This window comes from Cohnella mopanensis (assembly GCF_022352055.1).
Classification (GTDB): Bacteria; Bacillota; Bacilli; order Paenibacillales; family Paenibacillaceae; genus Cohnella; species Cohnella mopanensis.
This window is the reverse complement of the sequence record NZ_JAKRWM010000016.1, coordinates 18,408-33,655: the sequence shown is the minus strand read 5'-3', so window position 1 is coordinate 33,655 and position 15,248 is coordinate 18,408. Positions and strand designations below refer to the sequence as shown.

Annotated in this window: 12 protein-coding genes; 1 reads left to right on the top strand and 11 read right to left on the bottom strand. The window is 50.9% G+C overall.

The window, feature by feature from the left end; translation table 11 throughout:
* Nucleotides 1-2: 2 nt before the first annotated feature.
* The 9 genes from polA to L3D05_RS21220 all read right to left on the bottom strand — a co-directional run bounded on the left by polA (nt 3) and on the right by L3D05_RS21220 (nt 12,311).
* A complete protein-coding gene (polA, locus tag L3D05_RS21260) occupies nt 3-2,663 on the bottom strand; it encodes a DNA polymerase I (RefSeq protein ID WP_239618416.1) in 2,661 nt (886 codons plus the stop codon).
* Between the two features lie 128 nt (nt 2,664-2,791).
* A complete protein-coding gene (locus L3D05_RS21255; protein ID WP_239618350.1) occupies nt 2,792-4,030 on the bottom strand; it encodes an EAL domain-containing protein in 1,239 nt (412 codons plus the stop codon).
* Between the two features lie 79 nt (nt 4,031-4,109).
* Nucleotides 4,110-6,566 carry a GGDEF domain-containing protein gene (locus L3D05_RS21250; protein ID WP_239618348.1) on the bottom strand — a complete coding sequence of 819 codons (2,457 nt, stop codon included), beginning with the start codon at nt 6,564-6,566 and terminating at the stop codon, nt 4,110-4,112.
* 711 nt (nt 6,567-7,277) lie between these two features.
* Nucleotides 7,278-7,937 (bottom strand): phosphate signaling complex protein PhoU, encoded by a 660-nt coding sequence (phoU, locus tag L3D05_RS21245; RefSeq protein WP_239618414.1) that lies wholly within the window; start codon nt 7,935-7,937, stop codon nt 7,278-7,280.
* A gap of 28 nt (nt 7,938-7,965) precedes the next feature.
* Complete coding sequence (gene pstB, locus L3D05_RS21240; RefSeq protein ID WP_239618346.1) at nt 7,966-8,721, bottom strand: phosphate ABC transporter ATP-binding protein PstB; 756 nt, start codon at nt 8,719-8,721, stop codon at nt 7,966-7,968.
* Between the two features lie 36 nt (nt 8,722-8,757).
* Nucleotides 8,758-9,516 carry a phosphate ABC transporter ATP-binding protein PstB gene (gene pstB, locus L3D05_RS21235; RefSeq protein ID WP_239618344.1) on the bottom strand — a complete coding sequence of 253 codons (759 nt, stop codon included), beginning with the start codon at nt 9,514-9,516 and terminating at the stop codon, nt 8,758-8,760.
* A 12-nt stretch (nt 9,517-9,528) separates the two neighbouring features.
* Complete coding sequence (gene pstA, locus L3D05_RS21230) at nt 9,529-10,416, bottom strand: phosphate ABC transporter permease PstA (RefSeq protein ID WP_239618342.1); 888 nt, start codon at nt 10,414-10,416, stop codon at nt 9,529-9,531.
* Complete coding sequence (gene pstC, locus L3D05_RS21225; RefSeq protein ID WP_239618341.1) at nt 10,413-11,315, bottom strand: phosphate ABC transporter permease subunit PstC; 903 nt, start codon at nt 11,313-11,315, stop codon at nt 10,413-10,415. Before pstC (L3D05_RS21225) ends, pstA (L3D05_RS21230) begins: the two co-directional genes overlap by 4 nt.
* 78 nt (nt 11,316-11,393) lie before the next feature.
* On the bottom strand, nt 11,394-12,311 hold the full coding sequence (locus L3D05_RS21220; RefSeq protein ID WP_239618339.1) for a phosphate ABC transporter substrate-binding protein PstS family protein: 918 nt from the start codon (nt 12,309-12,311) through the stop codon (nt 11,394-11,396).
* A gap of 198 nt (nt 12,312-12,509) precedes the next feature.
* Here L3D05_RS21220 and L3D05_RS21215 point away from each other — a divergent pair, with 198 nt between their 5' ends.
* Nucleotides 12,510-13,364, top strand: a complete 855-nt coding sequence (locus tag L3D05_RS21215) for a LysR family transcriptional regulator (RefSeq protein ID WP_239618338.1) — start codon at nt 12,510-12,512, stop codon at nt 13,362-13,364.
* 14 nt (nt 13,365-13,378) lie between these two features.
* On the opposite strand, the gene pstA (L3D05_RS21210) is transcribed toward L3D05_RS21215, so the two are convergent.
* Complete coding sequence (gene pstA, locus L3D05_RS21210; protein ID WP_239618337.1) at nt 13,379-14,275, bottom strand: phosphate ABC transporter permease PstA; 897 nt, start codon at nt 14,273-14,275, stop codon at nt 13,379-13,381.
* On the bottom strand, nt 14,272-15,240 hold the full coding sequence (gene pstC / locus L3D05_RS21205; RefSeq protein ID WP_239618335.1) for a phosphate ABC transporter permease subunit PstC: 969 nt from the start codon (nt 15,238-15,240) through the stop codon (nt 14,272-14,274). Before pstC (L3D05_RS21205) ends, pstA (L3D05_RS21210) begins: the two co-directional genes overlap by 4 nt.
* Between the last annotated feature and the right edge of the window lie 8 nt (nt 15,241-15,248).

Genomic DNA, 15,248 nt, shown 5'->3' with positions numbered 1-15,248 from the left:
CTTTATTTCGCTTCGTACCAATTGCTGCCGCTGCTAACCTCGGCTAATAAAGGAACGTCCAATTGAAGCGCAGTGCTCATCACTTCCGGTACTAATTCCTTCATGATTTCCATCTCGTCTTCCGGCACCTCGAATACCAATTCATCGTGTACCTGTAGTAGCATGCGGCTACGCAATCCGCGTTCCTGAAGCGCTTCGCTCATGCGCATCATCGCCAGCTTGATAATATCCGCCGCGGTTCCTTGGATCGGCGTATTCATCGCCGTCCGTTCCGCGAAAGACCGTAAGTTGAAGTTGGAATGGCGAATTTCCGGCAAATAACGGCGACGATCCAACAACGTCGTCACATAGCCGTCTTTTCTCGCTTGTTCCACGATATCCACCATATATTTGCGAACTCCCGGGAAGGCCAGGAAATATTGCTCGATAAAATCTGCGGCCTCTCCACGGGTGATATTCAAGTTCTGAGAAAGTCCCCAATCGCTTATTCCGTACACGATTCCGAAGTTGACGGCCTTCGCTTGCCGACGCATATTGCTATCCACTTGGTCGGCTTGAACGCCGAAGACGTCCATCGCTGTCTTCGTGTGAATATCCATCTTCTTCAGGAACGCTTCCTTAAGCCCGTCATCTCCGGAAATATGGGCCAAAACCCGCAATTCAATCTGAGAATAGTCGGCCGCCAGAATCGACCACCCCGGCTCCGACGGTACGAAAGCTTTGCGGATTTGCCGCCCTTCTTCCATCCGAATCGGTATGTTTTGCAAGTTGGGGAATTGGCTCGACAGCCTGCCCGTCGCCGCTATCGTTTGTTTGTAGAACGTATGGATTTTACCGCTAGCCGGGCGAATTTCCTTAAGCAGGCCTTCGATGTAGGTCGATTGAAGCTTCGTTAGCTGGCGATAGTGCAAAATTAGACGAACAATCTCATGATGCGGTTCGAGCTTCTCGAGTACTTCCGCATCGGTCGAATAGCCTGTCTTCGTCTTCTTAACGACAGGAAGGCCGAGCCTTTCGAATAACACTTCGCCCAGTTGCTTAGTAGAGCCAATATTAAACTCGAAGCCGGCCGAATCGAATATCGCCTTCGTCATCTCTTCGATTCGGCGTTGGAACTCCGTCCCTAATTCTTGCAACGCTTCTGCCTTAACCGTTATTCCTTGCTTTTCCATACCGGCAAGCACGCTGGATAAGGGCTGTTCGAGCTCGTAATAGAGGCGGTTCATCCCTAACTGCTCAAGCTTCTCCGCAAGAAACGGCTTGAGCCTGCGCACCGCATCGGCTTTGGCTGCGAGATGCTTGGCCAGCGAGTCCCCGTCGGGAATGCGCCATTTGGCGCCCTTGCCGTACACGGCTTCGTCCGAGGGAATGGGAGCCAACCCGTTACGATGCAGCAAGCCATGGAGAGACGGATCCGCTTCGGTAGGATCGAGCAAATAAGCCGCGAGTTGCACATCGAAGGCTTGGCCCTTGAGAGCTATACCTGAATCCGCCAATACAAGCTCCACGCGATGCAAGTCATAACTGATTTTCGGCGCCTCAGCATCTTCGAGCCATGCTCTGAGGGTTGCTGCTTCAGGCGAAGATAGTAAAGAATAAGGAACCGAATAACATTGGGAACCTTCAACGATCGAGATTCCGATTCCTTGCGCATGATGCGGATTGTCTCCGAAAGACTCGACGAGTACCGCTTCGGCACGGTTTAACACACGATATAGACCGTCCCATCCGGCCGTTTCTACTGTAATAACCTCATACTGGGACGCCGTTAACGCATTCTCCTCTTCAGAAGCCTCGTCCGCGCCGCTCAAATTCAACCTCTCGACGAGGTTCTTGAATTCCAGCTTCCGCATCGCTCCTGCTAACACGGAGGAATCGTAGCCTTTCCATGCGACGTCTTCCAGCTCATAATCAAGCGGAACCTCGCGGAAAATCGTTGCCAGCTGCTTGCTCATTCTAGCGTCGTCCTTATGAGCTTCAATATTGTCGCGCAGCTTGCCTTTGATCTCTTCGACGTTCTCCAATACTTTCTCGACCGTGCCGTATTCATGCAACAGCTTAAGCGCCGTCTTCTCTCCGACACCGGGGACGCCGGGAATATTATCGCTAGCGTCTCCCATTAAGCCTTTGAGATCGATGATTTGCGCGGGAGTTAAGCCGTACTTCTCCCCGATTGCGCCTGGCGTATATTTCTCAACCTCGCTGACCCCTTTGCGCGTAATCCACACGCTCACTTGCTCCGTTGTCAGCTGCAGCATATCTTTATCTCCGGATACGACGATGGCGGATTTGCCTTGCTCTTCCGCAAGCTTGGCCATCGTTCCGATAATATCGTCCGCTTCATAGCCTGCAAGCTCGAACTGCGAGATCGAGAAGGCTTGAAGAAGCTCCTTCAGCAACGGAAACTGCTCCGATAGTTCGGGAGGCGTTTTCTGGCGGCCACCCTTATATTCCGAATACCCTTCATGTCGGAACGTGACCTTCCCCGCATCGAAAGCGACCAGCACGTGGCTCGGCTTTTCTTCCTCCAACACCTTAAGCAGCATCGTCGTAAAGCCAAGCACCGCATTCGTATGAAGCCCGTTGCTGCTCGTCAAAGGCGGTATCGCGTAAAAAGCGCGATTGATGATGCTGTTGCCGTCGATTAAAACCAGCTTGTCCATTCCATTGCTCATGACCTAGCGTCCACCTCACCGACATTATTCGTAAGATTATCATAACATACTGCCAATAGTGCCGCACCCCGTAGCTGCCTTCGAGCCAAACAGAGAAAGGAGCCTCCCCTAAGCCGTTAGGCTTTGGGGAAAGCTCCCATGATCGTCTCCGTTGGATATTCGCTTGGCCTGCCGATTAAATAACCTTGCGCGAAATCGAATCCCATCGCTCGCAGAAGCCGCAATTCCTCGGGCCTTTCGATCCCTTCCGCAACCGTTTTGATATTCATCTTCTTGGCAAAGCGGACGAACGTTCTCAACATATGCTTCTTCATCTCATCCTTGTCGGCCATGCGAATGAGCGAGCGATCGACTTTGATGTAATCCGGACTTAATTCCACGATGGACTGCAAGGAAGAATATCCAGCTCCCGCGTCGTCTATCGCAATCTCATATCCTTGCCTACGGTAATGCCCCAATATTTTCTTGGCGGCTTCGAAGTCATCGATCGAGCTTCGTTCCGTTAGCTCGAAGACGACTTGGCCCGGAAATAATCCGCGCTCGTTAAGCCATCTTACCGTTTGGCCGGAAACGAAATGAGGATCGTTAATAATCCCCATCGTGACGTTGATGAAAATTTTCTGGATCGTTCCCAAAGTCGGGCAATGTCGAATCGCTTTCTCTCTGGCCAATCGGTCCAACGCAAAAGCCATATTGTTCCGCTCCGCGAATTGGAAGAGCGAGAGTGGGCCATCGAACAAGCTGCCTTCCGGACATCTCGTAAGTGCTTCATAACCGAAAACTCTGCCATCCCCAAGCCTCATGATCGGTTGGTATACGCTTCTAATGCTGCTTTCCGATAATAGACGATCCAGCTCCTGGCGCAGCTCCCAATCGGTCTGATCGATGAGGGAGTCTCTTATCTGTGCCGTCGCTTTAAGGATACCTTGATAGACGACATCTTTAATTTGCCCGATTTGGCCTTGTTTCCAGTCCCCTAGAGCGGCATATCCGATCCCTCTCTCCCGATATCTGGGAGATTGGGCGAAAGATTTGCCCGTTAAGCCGGAATGGGCGATAATCGCTTCCTTGACCCGTTTTGCGAGTCCGCGCAAATAGGATTCGTTCTCTTCCTCGGCAAGGGAACCCGGCAATTCCGCATACAACCAGAGATGACCCGCAACCTCGTCTCCGAACCATAGATCGTTGCGGCCCATAGATAAGGAAAGCCAACTGGACCATTGAAAACTTTCTTCCCAGAGCTCCGTCCAGAATCCATTTCTCCATTCGGATAAATCAATACCTATGATACCTATATTGTGATGATGTTCGATTTTCTCGATCAATAGCTCCAAGCCGAACCAAGATGACTTCATGCCCTATATCACCATCTTCCAATGAACTTCTAAGAATCTAAATTTACCAAAGTTATGTAAAGACACGAACGGCACTTTGTTAATGTGCGGTTAAATCCGCGACGACGGGCTGAAATTCGACATTTTCCGCGATGGATTCCCATACCAATGCATTGCCGTTAAGTTGCTTGGCTTTCTTCTTAAGCAAGGCTGCCCTCTCGGACAAAGCTTCGGGTGTCCAGCCTGAACTCGACTGGCATAGGAGCAAGGATAGGGAGATCGAGAGTCCCGCAGCTTCCAGCGGGCGACCTGCACGGTCGAGAACCGGGCCGGTATGTTTCCCGGTAAATGCGCCGATTCCTTTTTCAAACCGATGAATAACCTCTCTTGCCATCTCTTCGAGATCCGATCCGGAAGAAATAACGATAAAATCATCCCCGCCGATATGCCCGACGAAGCAATCCGCTTTTGTCTGAGCTCTTATTGTTTCCAGTAAGGTTTCGCCCGTAAATCTTAGGACATCGTCTCCCTTATGAAAACCGTACTGATCGTTATACCACTTAAAATGATCCAAATCCGCATAGAGCACCGCAAACGGGCGTCCCTCCCCGAGTCTGCGAATCAGCTCCCGGCGAATCGGTTCATTGCCCGGCAATCCGGATAGCGGATTTGCCCATTGCGCATCGGCCATGCGAGATTGCGTTATCCATTCCAACATGGACCGTATCGAAGTTATGCCGGATACGAGGCCGTCTCGTGTGACAATGACCGCATCATACAGTTTGTCCGGTTCGCGTGCCATTGCCATCTGCGAAGCTTGGTCGACGGTAATCGATTCCTCGACGATCATGGGATGGGTGTCCATGATTTTACCGACCGAACGATTCCAATAGAGCGGTAATCCGAATTGGCCCGACAGCAATTGATGCAGCTTTTCCTTCATTAATAACCCGATTGGTTTGCCGTTATCCGCGATAACGATTCCTTGACCTTCCCGATGAAGTTCGAAGTGTCGGGAAACTTCGGAAACGGGTGTCTCTCTATTCATGGTCTTAACCGGCTCAACCAATTCCGTCAAAGTGCCGGTAGCTCCTTGATAACGTCTGTTCACTTCCGAGCGTATTCGAGTCTGAATATCCGGTGCGAGTACCATCCGGTCTTCGACTCCACGATCGAGCCATTTGCCTTGCACGTAATTCATACCGCTCGCGACAAGCGCCGGTAGCAGCTCTTCTTGGTCTAATCCGTTCGCTATCAGGACGATCTGTTCTTTGCGGGTCAAGGAAATAACCCCTTGAAGCATGCTTTCTTCGACGGGATCAAACCCCTTGCCGCTCACCCAGCCTACGTTCATCTGCGCGTAATCCGGATGCATGTCCATCATCCGGCGTAACGAATCGAAGCTAGGCGTTATGCCGGACAGAGCGATTCGAAAGCCTTGATTCCGATAATGGCTAAGCGCAGCTTTCATCGTTACTCCATGCTCGCCGTCCCCTCCGACCATCATCAGCACGACATGCTCCGGCCTTAAGTTGGCCGCTTCGATTCTCCTCAAGGTACTTCCCGGATAGAGCCTTGGATCGAAAATAATTTTGGCAGGAACGGGAAGAAACAGCTTCACGTCGCCATTCCTGGAAGGAAAGCCTCTAATGGCAGCCTCGCGAAAACGCCGATCCACTTCGAAAAGTTGCCCCGCTTGATCCGCATTCTCGTAAAATTCGCTCAGATTGATTCTTGCTCCGCTATGAGCTTTTACGGGGATCGCCTCAAAGCCGTATAGCGATCCGTCCAACAACGAGACAATCGGCAAATAATTGACTTTGAAATCGAAATCTACCGTTAGGGTCGGATATTCTGACAGCGGCAGCCTTATAGGGTTACCGGCGAAAAACATGCGTTGCCAAGCCGCTTCATAGGCCGCTAGTATCGCTTCATCCCATGATGTCGTTATCCCCGCGCTGTTTTCCCCATTGGAGGAATTGTCGATCCAGCCGAAGCCGTAACGAAGGCTGCTTCCATTCTCTAATCTTCGAGAATAGCGGAAGTCGGTGAATACACGGATCATCGTGTCGCGCAGCAGAAAAGCCATCCGGCCCGCGGCAATCTCCGGAACCTCTTCGGGGGCGGCGGAGCTACCCTGCTTATCGGAAGCAAAGGATACCGTTAGGATCAAGCTTGTGCCGGACATCGTCCAGTACAGAACCGAATCGGACAGCTTAGCGAATCGAAGAGAAACGGCTTTCAGCAGACGACGAATCCGCAAAGGAATGATCGCCTGGCCTTGGTCGGAACGAGCTTGATTCGAATGTGATTGATTCGATTGGGTCTGTTGTGTCTGGTTGGACAGGATTTGTCCGCCTTCCCAGCGCACGATGAATAGCCCATGACTATGCAGGGTCCCATTTAGTTCGCCAGTCAGCGTGCTATTCCGTTCGCCATTCTGCATGCCATTTTGTTCAACATCCTGCGTGCTATTCCGTTCATCGCCGGCAGCTCGTTTTCCCGTTCGCAGCGCCGCGACTAACTCTGGATTTATCCATCCGCTCATCAAATTCATATTCGTATGCCCCCAACCGACGATTGTGGATTCCATACCTGGGAAAGATCGTTCTATACTATCACCGTACCATGACAGTGTTTTCGTGACCGTTTACTTTTGTTGCCTGAATGTAAAACCGCTACTTCTCCATGAATTCAATTCGTTTCAAGACTCTATTTGCATGATCGCTGTTGCATGCCAACTCCGATCTCCCGCTGTCCGCCTCTTCTGTCACCGTAGGGATCCCATAAGGTGATCCCATTACCTTATTTCCATGCACAACGAGTCATCGACATGCAATAAGGTGATGCGATAACGTTATTCACTCGCAGAGGCTACGAAAATAGCATTCAGAAGCAAATAGCGTTATGCCATCACGTTATCGCAAAACTATTGTTCACGATCCACCCAATAAGGTGATGGGGAACCGCTATTCTAAATCCAAGTCGGTGCTCTAGGTCCAAGCGAGTATTTGCGCACGCGAACTCCATGGGATTCGGCAATGAGTAACTCCATTTGGCCTTCATGCTTCAGGCGAGGCTGTTTCGGCGCTATGAAGGCACTTTTTTGGCCTTCGTGCTTCAAGCGAGGCTGTTTCGGCGGAAAACAACAAAAAACCGCGATCTCCCATCAAGGGAAAACGCGGTATGCTTCACTCGCCATCGATTCAATAACCATAACATAATCGAAAATTGCAGGTTTATCACGCAAACCGTCACGCCAACACAATTACTGGTTCAAATCCGGACGTTTGCCCGTCATCAGATAGACGACGCTCTCGGCAATGTTCGTCGCATGGTCGGCGATCCGCTCGATGTAGCGGCCTACGAAGCTAAGCAGCATCGCTTGGCTGACCGTCTTTGGATTCTCGACCATGAGCGAGAACAGCTCGCGGATGATTTGCGAATATAACGCGTCGACTTGGTCGTCGTCCTTCGCGCTCTTGTAAGCGAGATCGACGTTCTCGTCGACGTAGGATTGCAACGATTCTTTGATCATGACCGCAACAAGCTCTGCCATTCTCGGCAAATCGAGCAGAGGCTTGATCAACGGTTGGCCGTCCAATCGGATAACTGCTTTAGCGATATCGACGGACAGGTCGCCCATCCGCTCCAAATCGGAAGAAATTTTGAACGCGATCAGAATACGGCGCAGATCCTTCGCGACCGGCTGTTGCGTAGCGATCAGCTTCGCGCCGATCTCGCTGATCTTCTCTTCCATTTGATTCAGCTCGGAATCCGATTTCACGATGCGTTTCCCCGTCTCGACGTCGCCCTTCTTCAGCGCTTCCATCGATTCGATAAGCGCCTTCTCGACGCGATTTCCCATCTCGATAAGCAATTGTGTCATTTCTTCCAGTCCATGATCGAACTCCAGCCGTTTAACCATCATCATCCCTATCCATCCTCTCTCGGAATCAACCGAACCGTCCACTAATGTAATCTTCCGTGCGTTGGTCAGTCGGATTGGAGAATAAACGCTCCGTCTCCGAATATTCTACGACTTCCCCGTTCAGGAAGAAGACGGTTTGTTGCGATACCCGAGCGGCCTGATGCATGTTGTGCGTAACCATGACGATCGTGTAACGATCCTTCAGCTCTTGTGCCAGTTCTTCGATCTTCAACGTGGAGATCGGATCGAGGGCCGAAGTGGCCTCGTCCATGAGCAAGATGTCCGGCTCTACCGCTAATGCGCGCGCAATGCACAGACGCTGCTGTTGTCCGCCGGAAATGCTGAATGCGGAACGCTTCAGATGATCCTTTACCTCATTCCAGAGAGCCGCCGAGCGGAGGCTCGTTTCCACGATTTCATCCAGCTTCTTGCGGTCGGTAATCCCGTGTAAACGCGGACCGTAGGCGATGTTGTCATAGATCGATTTCGGAAAAGGGTTCGGCTGTTGGAACACCATGCCCACGCGTTTGCGAAGCGTCTCCACATCGACTTCGTCGGAGTAAATGTCGGTACCCGCTATCTCGACCGAACCTTCGATTCTCGTGCCGGCAATCATGTCGTTCATCCGGTTAAACGTTCGGAGCAGCGTGGATTTTCCGCAACCGGAAGGACCGATGAACGCCGTAATGGCTTTCTCCGGAATCTCCATATTGACATGCTTCAACGCGTGGAAATCTCCGTAAAACAAATCCAAATCATTGATTTCGATAATGGAGTTCATGGACCATTCTCCCTTTTCTGAATTAAGTGCCAGTTATTATCCGAACCGCCCAGTGATGTAGTCGCTAGTCTCAGGTTTTTGCGGATTGGTAAAAATGTTGTGGGTCAGATCGTATTCCACGACCGAGCCCGTTAAGAAAAACGCCGTTTTCTCGGATACCCGTGCCGCTTGATGCATGTTGTGGGTCACGATAATGATGCAATAATCTTCCTTCAGCTCTGCGATCAGTTCCTCGATTTTGGAGGTCGACACGGGATCGAGCGCGGAAGCCGGCTCATCCATCAGGATGATATCGGGCTTAACGGCGATCGAACGAGCGATGCACAACCGTTGCTGCTGACCGCCCGAGAGCGCCAGCGCCGAATTGTGAAGCCTGTCTTTCGTTTCTTCCCATAAGGCGGCTTTCCTTAAAGACTGTTCGACGATCTGGTCCAGTTCGCTCTTCTTCTTGACTCCGTGATAACGAGGCCCGAAGGCAATGTTCTCGTAGATCGATTTATGAAAAGGATTGGGACGTTGCCAGACCATGCCGATTTTCTGACGTAACGATACGACGTCCGTCGTCGGACTGTTAATGTTCTGATCCCTAATCCATATTTCTCCTGTCACCGTGCAATTCGGGATAAGATCGTTCATCCGGTTCAAGCTTCGCAAGAAAGTCGATTTCCCGCAGCCGGATGGTCCGATTAGCGCCGTTACTTGTTTCGCGGCGAAATCGAGCGATATATTCTTGACGGCAGGCCTATCGCCGTAAGCAACGGTCAAGTCTTTGGCAGACAATCCGATGGATTCCATGCGATAACCCCCTTATTTGATTGCGGTAAATTTGCGGTACATGTAACGTCCGAGCCATCTCGCGCCAAAGTTGAATAGCAGAACCGTAATGACGAGCACGGCGGACGCTCCGGCCGCAATCTCCGCGGCATCCGGCGCCAAGCCTTCGGAATTGATCTTCCAGATGTGTACGGCAAGCGTCTCGGCCGGTCGGAACGGATTCAGCGGCGAGAACGGGCTGAACGGATTCCAATCCGTGAAGTCGAGCCGCGGGGAGCTCATCCCTGCGGTGAACAACAGCGCGGCTGCTTCGCCGAACACCCTTCCGGCAGCGAGAATCGTGCCCGTCAGAACGACCGGAAGCGAGATCGGCAACATGACCGAAGTGATCGTTTTCCACTTGGATAAGCCTAACGCAAGGCTTGCTTCCTTCTGCTCGCGTGGAACTCCCTTGAGCCCCTGCTCCGTAATCCGGACCATGAGCGGCAAGTTAAATACGGTCAATGCCAATGCGCCGGAGAAAAGCGAGAATCCGAATCCGAACAAATTGACGAGGACCAGAAGCCCGAACAAACCGACGATGATCGAAGGCACCGACGACAGCACTTCCACGATTAAGCGGATGAAGTTCGTAATCCGGTTCGCGGGAGCGTACTCGCTCATATAAATTCCCGCGCCTAATCCGATCGGGACCGTGATCAGCATCGTCAGGACGAGAAGGAATACGGAGTTGAACAATTGCGGTCCGATTCCACCGCCTTTGCGAATCGTCTCGGGTGCGGAGGTTAGGAAATGGAAGCTGATATGGCCCAATCCCCTGTAGAGGATGTAACCGAGCAAACCCGCTAATACTAGAACGATTAAAGCCGCTACTGCGATAATGATCGACGTCGCGATTTTGTCCGCTGTTTTAGCTCTCATATTTTCGATCTCCCTTCCAGCCAACGCACGATGAATACGAAGACGAATGTCATGAGCATAAGGATCATAGCCAACGACCATAGAGCATTGTTCGCTACGGAACCCATTGCCGTGTTCCCCATGCTAAGCGTAATTGCGCTCGTTAGCGTGGAGGCGGATTCGAACAAGGAGCGCGGAATGTGCGGCGCGTTCCCGATAACCATCTGAACGGCTAGCGCTTCGCCGAACGCCCGGGCGATACCGAGCACGATACCAGTCATTAACGCAGGCATCGTTGTCGGAAGGACAATTCGATATATGGTCTGCCAACGCGTGGCGCCGAGCGCGAAAGATCCTTCTTTAAGACCTTTAGGCAACGCGGCTAACGCATCGGTAGCTATTGTCGTAATCGTGGGAAGAATCATAATGGAGAGCACGAGCGCTCCCGCCGCGATCCCGATTCCTTGCCCGGGAAACACGTTGCGGAAGAACGGGACGATAACGCTTAACCCTACGAACCCGTATACGACCGAAGGAATGCCTGCCAATAGTTCAATGACCGGCTGTAAGTATCGGCGACCGAATTTAGGCGCGATTTCTACCATGAATACCGCGGCGCAGAAGCCGAGCGGAGCAGCGATGACGGCTGCCAGAATCGACGTGCTGAATGATCCGAAAATAAACGGCAGCGCTCCGAAAAACGGAGGTTCGCCTTCCGGCGCCCATTTGAGCCCGGTTAGAAGATCGAGTACATTAACGTGATTGATGAAAAAAGTACTGAGTCCTTTGGAAGCGACAAAATAGACGATAGAGAAAATGGTGGTTATGAGAAACGCTATGCATAGCAGGGTATAGATCTTACCGACCCATTCCTCGGCTATATGCGGTTTCGCTTTTTGTCGTTCTAACGGCTGAGCCATAAATCTCTCCCTTTACATAGCCAATCAAGAGGCTTTAGTCGATCTGCCTCTTGATTGGCGCATGATATGGAACCCTGATTACTTCGTGATATTGCCGTTTACATCGCGTTTGACTTCCATTTTGTTAGCCGGGATGTAACCAAGCTCGACAACGTCACCGTTCTGAACTTCATCGCTCAGCATGTAATCGAGGAATGCTTTTACAGCTTCGTTAGGTTGGCCTTTTGTATACATGTGCTCATAAGCCCATACTGGATAAGTGCCGTTCGCTACGTTGTCTACGTTCGCTTCCACGCCTTCGTATTTAACCGTTTTAACGGAATCGTCCAAGTAAGACAGAGCCAAGTAACCGATTGCTCCCGGCGTTTCGCCGACCAGCTTCTTAACCGTACCGGAGGAATCCTCTTGGATCGAACCTTGAAGGTCTTCCGATTTTTGGCCTAATGCGTACTTCTCGAAAGTCGCGCGAGTACCGGAGCTGGACGGACGGTTGACGATTTGGATTTTTTGATCGTTGCCGCCTACGTCTTTCCAGTTCGTTACTTTACCCGTGAAAATATCGACGAGTTGTTGTTTCGTGAGGTTATCTACCGTCACTTTCGGGTTAACGACCGCAGCCATTCCGACAACCGCGACTTGGTGATCGACTAAAGCGGCTGCTTTGTCCGCATCCAGCTTCTCTTCCGCGAATACGTCGGAGTTACCGATGTCCGATTGTCCTTCGGAAACTTGAGTCAAGCCCGTGCCGCTTCCGCCCGCTTGAACTTGAATGGAAACTTTCTTGTTCGAATCCATGAACTTCTTCGATACTTGATCGACGAGCGGCTGGAGTGCCGAGGAACCCGTTGCCAGGAACGAACCTGAGATCTCGCTATTATTGTTCGGGCTGTTGCTTGCCCCGTTGCTTGCGTTATTTCCGTTCTTATTATTTTGGCCGCATGCAGCCAGGACTACCGTCAGAGTCAACACCATCATTACCATCAAAGCCTTTTTCATTTCTTGTAGATCCCCTTCCAAGTCTCGTGTTTTTTTGCTTACAGTTCATATTGTAGAAGGTTCTCATTAGACTGATGTTTTCGTTGTGTTAACTAAGTGAAAAAAATAAATACATTAATTCTATGTAAATGTTAATATTATAGACAAATTGAATACTACTCTCGTAAAAGCGGGGTTTTTATCATCAGTCTATTAAAAATGAAACTACTCGTCCTTATAGATCGCTACAAACAAGTAACCGCGGTCGCCAACGCCCTTCATATGAAGCAACCTACGATTAGCTTCCATATGAAGAAGATGGAGGCCGAATGGGGAGTTAAGCTTTTCGAAGCCAAAGCCGGACGAATTTATCTAACGAATGCAGGGAAAATCCTCTTGCCTTATGCAACCCAGATCAGTGCGCTCTATTCCGAAGCGGAGTCGAAATTGACGCAATGGCGCGATAACGAAAGAACCGTTCTGCGTGTGGGATGCACCGACTGCGCCTTAACCGCTCTTGCTCGTTCAAGTTGGCTAACGATCCTTAAAGACAAAATCGATATTCAAATTTCAATCCATACCGGTGAAGAAGAAGCTCTGTATCATCAATTACAAACGGCTATGTTGGATATCGTGATCTGCGGTCAGCCGCCTCGCGATTCCTTCGACTTCCATTACGAAAAAATGAAATCGAGCTCGCTCAAACTAATCGTACCGTCCGATCATGCTTTAGTTCAGGCAGGCGAGTTTGCTCCGCACGATCTGTACAAGTTTTCTTTCGTCGATCATACGGAGTTCTCCTTAAGTGAGAGCATTGTCTTATGGAAAGCGCAGCTAGGATGGAAGTTGGACGTTACGGCAAAATTCGAATCCGTTGAAATGATTTTTAGCGCGGTACACGCCCGAATGGGTTTATCGATATTACCGGAGGTTGTCCTACCCGATCCTGCCGGCAGGGTAGCGGCCCTAGATCTTCCGGGACAGTCCGCGCCATGGAACTTATATGGCTCCTGGAGACCTAACTACTGGAACCCTACCCTGCTTAAGCAGATTATGGAATCCGCTTTGATGTGAGATAAGAGATTAGCTTACCGATTTTTACGGTCTTTAATCCACAGTGGGATACGGAACACGATGTTGAACATCAGGATAATGAATACGAGCACGGCCGCAGCTTTATCCGAGATCGATACCGCATCGGGCACGATAGCTTCGGATTGCACGTACCAGAGATGAACGGCCAGCGTCTCGCCGGGTGAGAACAGATTGAAATCCCACATTTCGCCGGATGTCGTCACGCCCGCGGTCAGAATAATGACCGCGCTTTCTCCGAAAGCCCGACCTGCAACTAAGCATATCCCCGTTACGATTCCGCTAATCGCGGTCGGAACCAATACGCGCCGAATCGTCTGCAGATGGGTCGCTCCTAAAGCGAAGGATGCTTGCTTCATTTCTTTGGGAACGGCGCGAATCGCTTCTTCCGTTACTCGAGTCATCACCGGTAGATTCAAGAAGGCAAGGCTGATCGCTCCGCCGATTATGGTTAATCCGATCTGGAACATTTCCACGAATAACGCGATCCCGAATAAGCCGAAAATAATAGAAGGAACGGATGCCAAGCCTTCCACGCATATTCTTACGAACCCGATCCATTTGTTGTTCGGGGCGAATTCCGCCAAATAGATTCCGGCCGCCATACCGAGCGGAATCGAGATGAGCAAGGAAATGAACAACATATAGAAGGAATTGAATAACGCGGGCCCTATGCCGCCCCCTTCTTCCATCTCGCTTGGCAATCCCATGATAAAGTCCCATGTCAGGCTAGGTAATCCTTTTTGCAGGATCAAATAAAGCAACGCGCAAATGAACAAAACGATGCAGGCGGATATGCCCCATACGAAAACGGTAAAGATCCGATTGTTAATGTTGTTGATTCCTCTACCCGTTCTAAACATCCCGCTAGTTCCCGTGGAAGCCGATTTCATTGGTGAGCTCCTTTCCGTTGCAGCAAGCGGACTAGCACGATCATCAAGAGAGAGATAACAAGCAATAGGAAGCCCATCATATACAGCGCGTTATTCCATGTAGAATCGAACGGAACATTGGCAATCTGCATGACGATGTTGCTCGTCAATACCGAAGTCGGCTTAAACAGCGCATCCGCAAGCTGCGGCGTGTTTCCGATGACCATAACGACCGCCATCGTTTCGCCGATCGCGCGAGCCATACCTAAGATGACGCCGTACATAATCCCGCTCCGTGCTGCCGGAATCGTTACCTTGAAGATCGTTTGGAATCGGGTTGCTCCCAGCGCATAAGAAGCATCTCTGTACTTACGCGGGACTACACTGATTGCATCGTCGCTGATCCGGCTGATCGTCGGCAGCACCATAATCGTTAGGACGATCGCAGCGGCCAATATTCCGTCTCCCATATTCGTGCCGGTAACGTCCCGGAGCAAGGGAATCAAGATCGTTAAGCCGAGAAAGCCATACACGACCGAGGGGATGCCCACAAGCAGATCCAGAACGGGACGCAGCAAGTTACGCAACCATTTGGGCGCGATTTCGGCGAGAAAGACGGCGATGATAACCGACAACGGAACAGAAATCAGGAGAGTTAGCAGCGTTAGCGCGAACGTGCCGAAAATGAATACGAATGCGCCATAGCTTTCGTTCTCCGGCGACCAATCGGTCGAGAAGAAGAACGTCATTGGCGAAACATCACGGAACGTTAATACGCCCGTACGGAACATAAAGAACAGGATGCTGAACAAAATAAGGCAGACGAACGCCGCGCTTGCGATACAAGCGATTTTGAACGCCCGATTATAGAACAGCAGGCGATTTTTCCGATCGAGGACGTTGCCCGAACCGGCTTTAATGCTGCCCCCGAGCTCGCTCGTGGATGAGTCGATGATCGGTCCTTGAGCAGTAGAGTCCAATTGCATAGGGGTAT

Coding starts and splice junctions, on each gene's coding strand:
- polA (WP_239618416.1), bottom strand. CDS start 2,663: ATGGACAAGCTGGTTTTAATCGACGGCAACAGCATCATCAATCGCGCT.
- L3D05_RS21255 (WP_239618350.1), bottom strand. CDS start 4,030: ATGAAGTCATCTTGGTTCGGCTTGGAGCTATTGATCGAGAAAATCGAA.
- L3D05_RS21250 (WP_239618348.1), bottom strand. CDS start 6,566: ATGAATTTGATGAGCGGATGGATAAATCCAGAGTTAGTCGCGGCGCTG.
- phoU (WP_239618414.1), bottom strand. CDS start 7,937: ATGGTTAAACGGCTGGAGTTCGATCATGGACTGGAAGAAATGACACAA.
- pstB (WP_239618346.1), bottom strand. CDS start 8,721: ATGAACTCCATTATCGAAATCAATGATTTGGATTTGTTTTACGGAGAT.
- pstB (WP_239618344.1), bottom strand. CDS start 9,516: ATGGAATCCATCGGATTGTCTGCCAAAGACTTGACCGTTGCTTACGGC.
- pstA (WP_239618342.1), bottom strand. CDS start 10,416: ATGAGAGCTAAAACAGCGGACAAAATCGCGACGTCGATCATTATCGCA.
- pstC (WP_239618341.1), bottom strand. CDS start 11,315: ATGGCTCAGCCGTTAGAACGACAAAAAGCGAAACCGCATATAGCCGAG.
- L3D05_RS21220 (WP_239618339.1), bottom strand. CDS start 12,311: ATGAAAAAGGCTTTGATGGTAATGATGGTGTTGACTCTGACGGTAGTC.
- L3D05_RS21215 (WP_239618338.1), top strand. CDS start 12,510: ATGAAACTACTCGTCCTTATAGATCGCTACAAACAAGTAACCGCGGTC.
- pstA (WP_239618337.1), bottom strand. CDS start 14,275: ATGAAATCGGCTTCCACGGGAACTAGCGGGATGTTTAGAACGGGTAGA.
- pstC (WP_239618335.1), bottom strand. CDS start 15,240: ATGCAATTGGACTCTACTGCTCAAGGACCGATCATCGACTCATCCACG.